Raw genomic sequence first — 13,066 nt, 5'->3', positions numbered from 1 at the left:
CTTCAAATTTATACGATTTACTGATTAACTGGCCTGTGTCCAAGTTGGTGCAAACTTTTTAAGTCTCAAGGCGTTCAGCAGAACTGAAACAGAACTGAAACTCATAGCAGCTGCCGCAAATACCGGATTGAGAAGTGGACCACCCAGCAGGAACAGCAGGCCCATGGCAATCGGAATTCCAATTACGTTATAGGCGAAAGCCCAGAACAAGTTCTGCTTGATATTCTTCAATGTTTCCTTACTTAGTTCAATAGCCGTCAGCACTTCTTTTACATCGCTTCTCATCAGAACGACATCGGCAGACTCTACAGCAACATCCGTTCCAGAACCGATTGCAATACCGATATCGGCCTGAGCCAGCGCCGGTGCATCATTGATACCATCCCCGACCATGGCTACTTTCTTTCCTTCATCCTGAAGTTTTTTCACCTCATTGGCTTTGTCTTCCGGAAGCACATCACTCAGTACACGGTCGATACCGGCAAGTTGAGCCACTGCATTAGCGGTACGGGTATTGTCACCTGTGATCATCGCTACTTCGATTCCTTGCTTCTGAAGTAACTGGACTGTTTTCACACTATTTTCTTTTAGTGTATCTGCGACAGCGATAATCCCTGCAATCTTTCCGTTGACTGCCAGATACATCGGTGTTTTTCCTTCATCCGCAAAAGTATCTGCCTGTGCTTCAATCTGATTATACTCGAAAGACTGTTCCGTCATCAATTTTTTGTTGCCGAAATAAAGGCGTATGCCGTCCACTTCAGCTGTCAGTCCCTGACCCGGAATGGCTTCAAAATCAGTCGCCTCCTGCAACTTCAGGTTCTTTTCTTCTGCTTCCTTAACTATTGCTTCACCTAATGGATGCTCACTGCCTTTTTCTGCAGAAGCTGCCAAAGCTAACAGGTCTTCTTCTGACCAGTCAGTGCCTTCAGTAACGAAGACATCCGTCACAACAGGTTTTCCTTCAGTCAGCGTCCCAGTCTTGTCGAAGACAATAGTCTGGACATTATGAATCGTTTCCAGTGCATCCCCACTCTTGATCAGCACTCCATGTTCCGCTCCTTTACCCGTTCCGACCATGATTGCAGTTGGAGTCGCCAGACCTAAGGCGCATGGACAGGCAATAACCAGTACGGAAATCATAATAGTCAGGGAAAAAATGAAACTCTGGCCAGCTATCAACCAGACCAGTCCGGAAATAAGAGCCAGTCCAATAACAATCGGCACAAAGTAGCCGGTTATAATATCAGCCAGTTTGGCAATAGGTGCTTTTGATCCTTGAGCTTCCTCTACCAGTTGAATAATCTGGGACAAGGTGGTATCTTTTCCAACTTTAGTTGCCCGGTAATCAATCGATCCGTTCTTATTCATGCTAGCACCGATGATGTCGTCCCCTTCACTCTTTTCAACTGGCATGCTCTCTCCTGTCAACATTGATTCATCTACGGCTGTCCGCCCTTTAATGATCACACCATCTACAGGCATTTTCTCTCCCGGTCGAACGCGGACAATATCTCCTGGAGAGACGCTTTCGACCGCCACTCCCACTTCTTCGCCATTATGAACGATGCGGGCTGTCTTCGGTGCCAGATCCATCAGCTTCTGGATTGCCTCGGACATCCGACCTTTAGAACGCTCTTCCAGATACTTGCCCAGTGTATGGAACGCCAGAATTACAGCGGCTGTCTCGTAGTACAGCATCATCGCCAGATCGGCCCCATCCACTATGATCGCATAAGTGGCAGCTACACTGTATACGAATGCCGCTACTGTACCTAGCGAAATCAGGGAATTCATGTTTGGATGTCCTTTAGATAAGGTTTTGAATCCTTGCTCAAAGTACGAACGACCCAGCCACATCACAGGAATCGTCAAGATCAACTGAAGCAACGCGTAGGGAATCGGATTTGTCATATGATCAATCGGTCCCGGAAGCATGATGCCGATCATTGGAGCCATTGATACGTAAAAAAGTGGCAGAGTAAATATGGCAGTCCAGATAACTCGCTTCTTGAGTACATCTTCCTTCGACTCGCTCGCTTCTTCTCTTGGTCCGTCTACCTCTGCTTCATCCTCTTCTTTCGGGGTAGCTTTGTATCCCGTCTGATTGATCGCATCTTCTATGTCTCTCACAGAAAGTTTAAGCGGATTGTATGTGACATTCATTTTTTCTGAGGCCAGATTGACTGACGCCGAAGCCATCCCTTCAAGTCTGGATGCTGTTTTTTCTACGGTCGCAGAACATGATGCACAGGTCATCCCTTCGATATTAAAGGTTGCATTGACCATCTGAGGCATGACTACAGTATAGCCTGATGCATCGATCTCCCGCTCCAGCTCTTTTGGATCAAAGCTTGTTTCATCTACCTTGACAGTCAGTTTTTCAGAAGCCAGATTGACTGATGCTTCGACGACGCCTGATACCTTTCCTGCCGTTTTCTCTATAGTCGAGGCACATGACGCACAGGTCATGCCTTCGACCGGATATGATTTTGAGTCCATTATTTTCTCCTCCTGATTCGGTTGTGTCTCTGTTGAGTCGAGTACAACTATCCAGTTGACCGATTTCTCTCTCATTCTTTTAACTACATGTACACTGGCCGGGAATGCATCCACAGACTACCACTTCAGGAGCATTCTCTTTTTTCATTTGAATAATTTTTTCCAGCGATTCCAGGTCCTTAATGCTAAGTGTTCTGCTCTCAAGCATCATTTCGATAAGCTCGCCTACTTTTCTAGTACAGACCTGGTTCAATAGATGCTCTGATGCTTCCTTCAGACTTTCATCTTCTGTAACAGCTGGCGAGTAATCGTACTGACGACCGTTCTGCGCCGTTGTCAGCATCCCTTTTTTCACCAGACGTCCAATAAGTGTCTTTGTAGTAGCTAGTTTCCAGTCTTTCTTTTCATTGAGGATACGGCTGATTTCCTTGCTTGTAATGGGATGCGTCGTCCAGACGACTCTCATTACTTCCCATTCTGACGGGGAAATTTGTATGTCCTTCATCTTACCTCTCCTATGATTACAATTGTAAATGTTGGTTCGTATTTATAGTTTACAATTGTAGCCGATAGATGTCAAGGTTTATTTTACCTCTCTTATAATCTTTAGTAGCTGATCTGTTTTCAGATATATAATGTCCAGAGATTAGTTATTTTTAGGATTACTCTGTTTCATTAAGTAGTCAAAACCCGTTTTAACGGGTTTTTTCATCTCAAGCTTAAAGTGATTGCAGTTAGACTCAGTTACGTTCTCCATTTGAGTTCCGGGGCTATCGCGTTTGCTCCTCAACTCAGGTTCGTCTCTTCTTCGAGTTCCACTGCTAGCCCGCATCCAGTCTGCATTGTAGCCTTCCAGACAAACTAACTTCAGCACTTAGCCCAAGAAAGGCATAGAAAAAAGTTTATCTTACCCTGGTCAACTGACCTGTGAGGGAAAGATAAACTCTCAGTTTAAAATGAATAATAGTCTACAAAGTAGTCGATTGTCTCTTTATCCGTATGGGTGGAGAGGTTAAAGGTGCTTGTGTACTTTTCATGTCCTTTTCCTGTAAGAATAATAAGCGTCTTTTCTTCTGCTTCGTCAATGACTTGTTTGACGGCCATCGTCCGGTCCATGATTACAGTCACTTTATTTTCAGGATACTTCAGTGCCAGTTTCATATAGCTGTTTTTCATGATCTCTTCCGGTTCTTCATTCAGATCATCCAGTGTCAGAAGAGTGCAGTCGCTTCCTGAAACGGACGCATCGAACATTTTCTCACGTTTGGAATGATCACGACTGCCTCTGAAGCCAAAAATATGGCATATTCTATGATCAGGATACAAGCTCCTGCATGTTGATAAGACTGCCTCCAGCGCTTCAGCCGTATGCGCATAGTCAATGATCGCCTTGACGTCATCATTTATTGTATACACTTCAAACCGTCCTGGAATAGGCTCGAGGTCTTTGATCATTTCATTCAGATTACTGATATCATGTCCTATATCTTTCACTACAGTTCCTGCCATGGCCAAGTTGAGCAGATTATGCTTGCCTGGTAACGGCGCATCCACTTTAACTATCTTCCCATCCATCAGGAGTTCGCTCTCTCCTTCAGCACGGAATGTAAAATGAGTGTTCTCCTCATCTGACTCTCCTACTGTCAGAACCTCTATGTCCTCTTCGAGAAGAAGGTCTTTCAGTTTTTTCCCCCATGTGTCTTCGCTATTGATGACAGCTTTCCCTCCGGGTTTAAGAAGTGAAAACAGCTTCTTTTTTGCTGAAAAGTACTCTTCGATTGTTTTATGATAGTCCAGATGGTCATGCTGGAGATTGGTGAACAGACCATAATCGAAGAACATTCCTTCCATCCGGTGCTGCTGCAGACCTTGTGAAGAGACCTCTATTACGACTGTTTCGTCATCTGATTCAGCCAGAAATTTCTGAATTTCCGAAGCGCTTGGAGTAGTTAATGAACTGTCCACCCGTCTGCCGTTCACTTCATTAAATACCGTTCCAAAGAAGGAGACCGTATAACCTGCTTTTCTCAGCAGATGCGTAGTGAAGAGCCCCGTCGTAGTTTTACCATTCGTTCCGGTCACTCCAATCACTAACTTACTTCTTGAAGGATAACCATAATAACTTGCAGCCAGTGTTCCGAGCATTTTTCTGGAATCTTCCACCTGAACATACGGGACAGATAAGCCCGTCACAGGTTTCTGCCCGATGATTATAGCTGCCCCATTATCAATAGCCTGGTCAATGAAATCATGTCCATCTTTCTGAAATCCTTTTATGGCGACAAAAATTTCTCCTTCGCTTATTCTGTCTGCCCGTTCATTGATTCCTGCTATTTCAATAGTATTCAGATCATCATCTGTTTCGATACCTTCAATCTGATGTATTATTTCTCTCCATTTCACTTTAAGATCTCCTTAATTTACCTATACTATTACGCAGACGTGTATTATCCCTACCGCATTCTACGATTTTTTTTATCTTTCTGTCAGCATCCTCGCTGCCGCTCTCATCGGATCGATGAAAGGCACACTCAAATCGTCTGATCCCAGGACCAGTTCCACTTCTGTGCATCCCCCAATGATCAGCTCGCAGCCCATCTCATCGATCAGCTGATCCGCTGCTTCTTTAAGCAACTGTTTTGGATACTCGCCGCTGTTTCCCTGTTTGATTCCGTTCTCACCGAAAATTGCCCGCATGACTTTCTCTTCCTGTACCGACTGATCGGGGAATAGAACGGATTTGCTTTTAATGTACGTTTGAAAAAGTTCTGTTTCTTTCGTTGCTGTTGTAGAAAGCACGCCTATTTTAGTAACAGAAGCAAAGTTATCCGCTAAATAGTCATCTAACCCCTGGAGTACATGATAAAAAGGAATAGACACGTGTTTCTGTATTTCTTCATGAAAGTAGTGAGCTGTAATGCATGGCATAGCCAGTACAGTAGCTCCGGATTGCTCAAGATTCTGTGCCGTCTTTATCATCTCTAACAGGGGAGACTCTCCCCCGTATAGGATAGCTTTCGTTCGGTCAGGTATTTTAGGATTACTGTCGATAATTACGCGATAATGATCCTGATCTTTAGTGACTTCGGTTTCTTCAATGATCTTCCTGAAGAAACTTGCCGTAGCAAGTGGGCCCATCCCTCCCAGCACACCAATTATGTTCGTATTCATAAAATTAGTTTCACTCTTTTCATCAACTTATATTTTAAGAACTGACTTCAGTTTTTCTGCTTGGATTTACAGGCCTTCTCTTGAGCCCCTTATTGAATTCAGCTGAATCAGTCGATATTTCCCTGCACATCCTGCCATTCAGGCTGACTATTGATTGTCCGACTGATATCGAAATCTAAAGTACTCGCATTCGGACCTAAAGCTTCAAGTATATTCAGCTCACGCCACCCGTCTCGATTCATGGAACTGATTGGCTCTTCATAAATAGCTGTGTCAACACTCAATTCGTTCATGGGTGTGTGCATCTCGTGCTCAGCATAATCCGTCACTTTCATAAACAAGTAATCAGCCACTAGACGTAAGGTGAGAAAAATGTTCAATGAACATAGCATCTATAATTTTTAATGTATTGTCGTTGAACTTTGTATTTTTCAGAGGTCATCAGCTCGATTTTTCACTCATTTTAAACACTCCAGACCTTAAACCGTGTAATAATACAATAAAATTACAAAAACATACAACTAAAAATGTAATATAATTATAGTAGTATTATAATACGAGAGAAAGCGATATGTCCCAAAAAAAGTCAAACTGTAATCTGTTTGTCAATAAATTTTAAGTCTAGTCAGTTCACACAAGCTAGACGAAAAATCGCTTCTGAATAAATATCCATGGAAGTATAGAAGTCGTCCAGAGTAATATGCTCATTTTCCTGATGGGCCAGACTTTCCTGCCCCGGGAAATGAGCGCCGAAAGCAACCATGTTAGGCATCGCTCTTGCATAAGTCGCTCCTCCAGTTGTCATCGGTTCTGAATCATCACCTGTTTTGTCTTTATAAAGCTCGAGCAAGGTCTGAACCAGGTCACTTTCAACTGGGACATGGAGAGACGGCAAATAATCGAATTCCTTGTATTCTAGGCCGTATAATTCTACGGCTTCCTTCAACGCTGTTTCGATTCTCTGCTTATCGTGCGTGACGGGGATACGTATATCCAGCACCACTTCAGAATAATTATCATTGATTTCAAGCTTACCGACGTTGAGCGTGAGCTCTCCGGAGATATCATCTCTAACTTCTCCGAACAGAGTGAAGCCGTTTGTTTCTACTCCTATTTTTTCTCCGATGAATGAGACTGCCGGGTGAGGCTGGAAACCTACCAGTCCTTTTGCGAGAAGGGCAATTGCGTTTTTTCCATCCTGAGCCTGACTCGCGTGCACACTTTTCCCATGTACAATGATTCTATTATCTTCTACTGTGTAAGGCCCATCCATCTGATCAAACACTGCAGAAAGCTGGTCGACTTGACCATCCGAATACTCAGCAGTATCCGGCACAACATTTGGTGATTCTCCGCAGTGGACCTCCATTTTTGCTGCACCGGGGCCAGTCAGAGTGACTTGAAGCAGCGCTTTTTCCGCATAAGTAAGAGGAAAGGTCCCGTCAGGCACAAATCCAAGGTCCGGCATCGTTTCATGCGCTTTGTACATTTTCATGCATCGCCACAAGGTTTCTTCATCAGTTCCGAAAATAAAGCGGACTTTTCTGCTGAAGGTCTCTTCAGCATCGATAAGAGCTTTCAACGCATATAAAGCAGCAATCGTCGGACCTTTATCGTCTTGAGTTCCCCTGCCGTAGACCGCACCATCACGCTCTGTTGCTGTAAACGGATCACTATCCCATTTTTCTTTGTCTCCTTCAGGCACGACATCCAGATGGCAGAGAATACCTAACGTCTCTTCACCGTCTCCATAATCTGCATAGCCGTAGAAGCCCTCAGGATCATAGAAGGTATCCATCCCCAGCTTGTCACAAATGTTGAGCGTTTCTTTTAAAGCTGCATCGATGCCTTTTCCAAAAGGAGGAAAAGATCGTTCATTCCCGTTGGATGTATTGACAGACGGAATATTTATGAGTTTTTTCAGTGCACGCAGGCTATCTACTTTTATCGATTTAGTTATTCGTTCATTCATTGACGGATCCCTCTTCTTAAATAATATACTTGCTTCTTGCACTTCTTAAGTTATTTGTGCTGCCACTTCTGTGATCCTATGTATCGTGGCTTTATGGTCATACAAATATTATCAGCTTACTAATTATATGGTCAAAACGAGTATAGCAAAATCTTTCATACATTCATACCCAAGTTGCTTTATCCGCTTAACTTTAAAGGTCCCTACATATTTTAAATTATTTTGTCGATTTCTATTGTAATTATATTTTTTCTGGCTATAATTACTGGGTACTTAATTTAATTGATTGGAACCAATGACGCGTAAAAGTGACACTTTGTCATGCGCTGTTCATTTACAGCTAGGAGGATGACATGTGAAAAAAGACATGACCCAGGGAAATCCGGTGAAACTGATTATTGGATTTATGATCCCTTTATTAATCGGTAATTTATTTCAGCAGTTCTATAATATGGCTGATGCCTTCATCGTTAGTCAGACGATCGGAGTCACGGCATTTTCTGCCATTGGCTCAACTCTCAGTCTCCAGTTTCTGATACTTGGACTGGCGATCGGGATTACAGCCGGGCTGGCGGTGATCACCGCTCAGCGTTTCGGACGTAAAGATGAAAAAAGCCTGAGACAGAATCTGGCAACCAGCCTGATAATCAGTGTAACTATCGCTGTGGTACTGACTATCCTGACGACGACTTTTACTGAAGAAATACTTACGATCATGCAGACGCCTGAAGAAACCTATGCGTATGCCTACGATTATCTGAATGTCCTGTTCAGAGGAATCGGTGCAGTGATCATGTTCAACTATCTGGCCAATCTTCTGCGTGCCATTGGTGACAGCCGAACACCGCTTTATTTTCTTATCATTACTTCTCTTCTGAACATCATTCTGGATTATACCTATATCCTGGTGTTCGATCTCGGTATCAGAGGGGCTGCTCTGGCGACGGTAACTGCTCAGATCACCTCAAGTGTTCTATGTCTGCTTTATATATGGAAGAAAGTGCCCATTCTCAGAATTCATAAGGAAGACTGGAAACTCAGTGCTGCAGAATTTAAAGAGCATCTACGAATCGGTCTGCCTTACGGTTTTCAGTATTCGATTATCGCAATCGGTTCTGTGGCAATCACCATCACATTGAACCAGCTGGGAGCTACTGCAGTGGCTGCCTATACAGCTGCTCAAAAAATCGATGCTGTTGCTGTCCTTCCCCTACAGTCCTTCGGGGTGACGATGTCCACCTATGCCGCTCAGAACTACGGTGCCAGAAAACTGAATCGGGTCTGGTACGGTGTCGATAAAGCTGTAAAAATGAGTGTCGTCTACAGTATCGTGATCGGTATCCTACTGATGCTATGGGGACGAAATCTGGCAACCTTGTTCGTCGGTGCTGATGCCCCTGCGGAAGTTTTACGCATGATTCAGTTCTATTTCCTGTCGAATTCTACATTGTATGCTGTCCTGTCTGTTCTCTTCATATACAGACACACGCTTCAAGGGCTTGGAAACAGCCTGGCTCCTACTGTTGCCGGTATAGGTGAACTACTGGCGCGTATAGGTGCCGCAGCCTTCCTGTCCATCCCGCTAGGTTTCATGGGTGCTGCCATTGCCAATCCGCTGGCCTGGTTTGCGGCCTTCGTTCCTCTGGTAATGGCATACCGCTCAACTAAACGAACCTTGTCCGGTCGCATGGCCATCACTCTGGAAGAAGAAAACGATATGTCAGATCTGGAAACGACCTTCGCTTCCTCAAAATTAAAATAATTCACCAGCAGGAATTAATTTCCAGTGTATAAAGCAAAACCGAAAGATCTTTTGTCCAATGTACAAAGATTCTTTCGGTTTTTTTGTATGCTCCTGATAAAGGGATTCACTAACCCTCAATGCTTTACTATTTACGTTCCTTATCAAGGAAGGATTCATCTATTCCAGCTACTCTTTGAGTCAAGGGCTTCAGCACCGATTCTTTATCGAGTTCCGGTCTCATTTCAACCAGCTGATGAAGAATATATTTGGCTCCAAAGTCCATTCCCTGTGCCCCGCCAAGAAGGATGACATCCCCTTTCTGTACTTGCTTCAGACTTGACTGGAGTGCATCCGGCATTTCCTTGTGCAGTTCGATTTCCACACCAACTTTGTCCATTTCTTCTTTAAAGGCTTCAAGCTCTTCAGGAAGTACATCATCTTTATCAATGACATGGGATTCGCTCAGAGATACAATAACTTTTTCCAGACCTAATTTAGGCGCCCACTTAGCTAAAGCCTCAGCATTTTCACGGTTAGTTGTCACACCACGGCTTCCTCTGATCGCATAAACAATGTGAAGTGTCTTGTAATCCATCTTGGTCAAAGTCTCAAGGGTAACATCTATGTTCCCTGCATTTGCAAAATGATCATCCACGATCTTAAAATCATTTTCATATATGAACTGGAATCGACGTTCAACACCTTTGAAATTGCTTATTCCGGACTGTATTGTCTCAATGTCCACACCGCTGATCAGACCGATAGTGACCGCCGCCATTGCATTATACACAGAGTGATAGCCTGCTACAGACAAGTCTATTCTGAAACTGGTCTGTTCAATCGTCCTGCCTGTGATCGTCTTGAACGGTTTTCTAACTTCCACTCTAAAGGAGCCTCTCCCGCTCGCAATATCCAGATCTGAGCAGTATAAGTGCCCGGAATCATCTTTCAAGCCGTAAGTCACTACGTTAGCCTCTGTCTGACTGATTAAGGACGCGGAGTAATCATCATCAAGATTTAACACAGCAAACTGACCTGATCCAGCTTCTCTGATCAGACTTGCTTTAGCATTATAGTACTCTTCAAAAGAGCCATGTAAATCAATATGCTCCCGACTGATATTGTTCAGAGCCACGATATCAAAATCCACATTCCCTACTCGACTTAGGTCCAGCGCCGAAGAAGATACTTCCATAGTTACATGAGATATATTTTCCTGTCTCATTTTTGCAAAATATCCATGAAGATCCAGAGACTCAGGCGTCGTCAGGACACTCGGTACAACAGTTTTTCCGTACTTGACCATGACTGTCCCGATAAGCCCAGTATTCAGCTTGTTCTCTTCCAAAATAGAATTGGTCATGAACGAAGTAGAAGTTTTTCCATTCGTCGCTGTTATTCCGATCACTGTGAAAGCTTTCGATGGGTGATCATAGTAACGGTTCCCAAGTGCAGCCAGAGCCTGACGGCTGTTTTCTACCTTATATTGAGGGACATCAAGATCAGGAATAAAACGTTCGACAACTAAAGCCGCAGCCCCCTGCTCCACAGCTTTTGCAGCATATTCATGTCCATCAGTCTGATACCCTTTAATGCAGACAAACAGTGTGCCGGACTCGACCTCTCCAGAGTGATAAGCTATTTTATCAATCTCAACATCGTTTTGATTTATAGAATCGATGAGTGTTATCGATTCAAGTAATTCTGATAAGCGCATGTATTGTTTCTCCTTTTTAATAAGCTGGTCCTTGACAGCTCATTCACTTTTCTTAAAACAGCTTCTTTTTCACCTTGCCGAAAAGAACACCTAGATAAGCGAAACCTGGCTTTGGATCTTTACGATCCCATATTGCTCCCACTCGTTTATCTGTGTACGTTTTAGCAATTTGACCGACTGACAGCTGCTTGGACGCCAGATATGCTCGTGTGGCATGTAAGTCTTCATACATGTAGTGGAAGCCGTATCCTGTTGTTTCCTCCAGAGTCTGCTCTCCGATCGGTTGTCCTGTCAGTTCTTTGTATGCCAGCAGCGGCATATTGAAGCCCAATTCTGCAAGCATCTGATTGAAGTTTGTGGTCCGGGCATTGATTTCAATCAGGTAATACTTGCCTGTCTGCTCGTCTTTCTTGAACTCAATTTCTGCAAAACCTTTATAGCCGATACCTTCGAGGAACGGAATACCTATTTCTGCCAGTTCCGGTACATGAGTCTGCTTGATGTAAACAGACGCACCGAAGTTGATCGGGTACTGCCTCTGCTTTTGTGCTGTCAGCCAGTGTGTCACTTTTGCATCCTGGTTCAGGTAAGCATCAAAGGTATACATATGATCGTCGAACCCCTGAATGAGCTGCTGGACAGCGACATCGATATTTTTTTCCTTCACTGCTTCCAGCTTTTCAAGAAGCTCTTCTCTATTATTGATTTTAAACAGCTTGCGTCTGAATGTAGAAACGAAGGTCGACGAATCGAACGGCTTGATGATGCATGGGTATCCCAGTTCGCTTTCGACTTTTTCAATGAGGTGTTCATCATCTGTGCTGAAGCTTTTCGGTACACGTACATTATGCTCTGCCGCCAGCAGATACAATTTGTCTTTGTCGATGATATCGCTCCAGAAGCCCTGCTGGGTCTGGTTGAACAAGTAGTATTCTTTCAGTTCATCAAAATATTTATCGATCAGCAGAACAAACGGGTCTGCCGTGGGATACAAAACTGGCTTGTGTGTCTGCTTTTTAGCATATGCAATCAGAAAGTTCTTGAACTGTTCTGCCTCTTTTTCATGGTGAGGGGCAATCATTCGCTCAGATAAATACTTTGATTTAAATGCATAAGCGCCTTCTTCCTGATAGTGGACCCCTGTTACATAAATCCCCTGCTGTCCTAGACATCTGATGATACTTAACCCGATATAATAATTGCACCCTAAAACGACCGCTTTGTGATCAGTCTTCATTCCTATTCACTCTTTTCATTAATGTCATGTCTTTTCAATTCTATTTTTAGTAGGTGTGACTTGAAAGTCATTCTATTTCACTGTGTTATTCAGTTATCATACCAGACTATCGAGGCTTTTACCCAGCCTCTTATACCAAAATTCATCAGTTCCTATTATATCATACTGAAAATCATTTAAAAAAGAGAGTGTTTTTCTAATTTCATACGCTTTAATTTCTTTTACTGCTCCTTAGTCCATCTGAATCTTTAACGTAATTCCGAAAGAAGTCTCCCACTTCTAAACGTATGGGTACGAAGCACCAGTGAAAGTGGGAGATGAATGTCGGTCAAGCGATAGCTTGAAGTTATTTCTCAAGACCGTTTCTTATTAGTTTTAGTTCAAGGATAGCTGCCGTTCTTGTCGGCAGTCCATTTTCTTTTTGGTATGCGTCTACTTTTTCTAGAATAACTTTTGGCATACGTATTTCTACGCGTTCTTTGTCAGACATATACTCACCTCCGACTTGATTGTACGGTATTTTTACAGTATAATCAAGTAACAAAGCGTAAGAGGAGGTGAAGAATATGTTAAAAGCTTATAAGTATCGGCTCTACCCAAATGAAGAACAAAAAAACTATTTTGCGAACTGTTTTGGCTGTGCCCGTTTCATTTATAATCAAATGCTTAGCGACAAGATCGACCACTATAAAGAGACGAAACAAATGCTCAACAATACGCCCG

General features: G+C 43.4%; 11 protein-coding genes. 2 read left to right on the top strand and 9 right to left on the bottom strand.

Annotated elements, in window-relative coordinates; genetic code table 11:
- Nucleotides 1-24: 24 nt before the first annotated feature.
- The 6 genes from BLR76_RS05385 to BLR76_RS05360 form a co-directional block, all read right to left on the bottom strand.
- Nucleotides 25-2,502 carry a heavy metal translocating P-type ATPase gene (locus tag BLR76_RS05385; protein WP_091266440.1) on the bottom strand — a complete coding sequence of 826 codons (2,478 nt, stop codon included), beginning with the start codon at nt 2,500-2,502 and terminating at the stop codon, nt 25-27.
- Between the two features lie 79 nt (nt 2,503-2,581).
- A complete protein-coding gene (locus BLR76_RS05380; protein WP_091266438.1) occupies nt 2,582-3,007 on the bottom strand; it encodes a CopY/TcrY family copper transport repressor in 426 nt (141 codons plus the stop codon).
- A 446-nt stretch (nt 3,008-3,453) separates the two neighbouring features.
- The gene (locus BLR76_RS05375) at nt 3,454-4,905 is read right to left on the bottom strand and encodes a UDP-N-acetylmuramoyl-L-alanyl-D-glutamate--2,6-diaminopimelate ligase (RefSeq protein ID WP_091266436.1); all 1,452 of its coding nucleotides are present in this window, start codon (nt 4,903-4,905) and stop codon (nt 3,454-3,456) included.
- A 72-nt stretch (nt 4,906-4,977) separates the two neighbouring features.
- Complete coding sequence (gene cuyB, locus BLR76_RS05370) at nt 4,978-5,673, bottom strand: cysteate racemase (RefSeq protein WP_091266433.1); 696 nt, start codon at nt 5,671-5,673, stop codon at nt 4,978-4,980.
- A gap of 107 nt (nt 5,674-5,780) precedes the next feature.
- Entirely contained in the window at nt 5,781-6,053 is a 273-nt protein-coding gene (locus tag BLR76_RS05365) for a hypothetical protein (RefSeq protein WP_143009193.1), read from the bottom strand.
- 245 nt (nt 6,054-6,298) lie between these two features.
- The gene (locus BLR76_RS05360) at nt 6,299-7,645 is read right to left on the bottom strand and encodes a Sapep family Mn(2+)-dependent dipeptidase (protein WP_091266428.1); all 1,347 of its coding nucleotides are present in this window, start codon (nt 7,643-7,645) and stop codon (nt 6,299-6,301) included.
- 355 nt (nt 7,646-8,000) lie between these two features.
- Here BLR76_RS05360 and BLR76_RS05355 point away from each other — a divergent pair, with 355 nt between their 5' ends.
- On the top strand, nt 8,001-9,407 hold the full coding sequence (locus tag BLR76_RS05355; RefSeq protein WP_245683042.1) for an MATE family efflux transporter: 1,407 nt from the start codon (nt 8,001-8,003) through the stop codon (nt 9,405-9,407).
- Nucleotides 9,408-9,534: 127 nt separating this feature from the next.
- On the opposite strand, the gene BLR76_RS05350 is transcribed toward BLR76_RS05355, so the two are convergent.
- From BLR76_RS05350 to BLR76_RS11775, 3 genes are all read right to left on the bottom strand, one after another.
- Nucleotides 9,535-11,106, bottom strand: coding sequence for a Mur ligase family protein (locus tag BLR76_RS05350; protein ID WP_091266425.1), 1,572 nt, complete (start codon nt 11,104-11,106; stop codon nt 9,535-9,537).
- A 52-nt stretch (nt 11,107-11,158) separates the two neighbouring features.
- Nucleotides 11,159-12,343: a carboxylate--amine ligase gene (locus BLR76_RS05345; RefSeq protein WP_091266421.1), complete on the bottom strand. Its 1,185-nt coding sequence runs from the start codon at nt 12,341-12,343 to the stop codon at nt 11,159-11,161.
- A gap of 346 nt (nt 12,344-12,689) precedes the next feature.
- The gene (locus BLR76_RS11775; protein WP_176759620.1) at nt 12,690-12,833 is read right to left on the bottom strand and encodes a hypothetical protein; all 144 of its coding nucleotides are present in this window, start codon (nt 12,831-12,833) and stop codon (nt 12,690-12,692) included.
- Nucleotides 12,834-12,909: 76 nt separating this feature from the next.
- Between BLR76_RS11775 and BLR76_RS05340 the strand changes: the two genes are divergently transcribed.
- A partial coding sequence (locus tag BLR76_RS05340) for a helix-turn-helix domain-containing protein (protein WP_176759619.1) occupies nt 12,910-13,066 on the top strand: 157 nt, incomplete at its 3' end.

Source organism: Alkalibacterium thalassium, from assembly GCF_900101165.1.
Taxonomy (GTDB): Bacteria; Bacillota; Bacilli; order Lactobacillales; family Carnobacteriaceae_A; genus Alkalibacterium; species Alkalibacterium indicireducens.
Note: the sequence above shows the minus strand (reverse complement) of the source record. Positions and strands in the feature narration are given on the sequence as shown.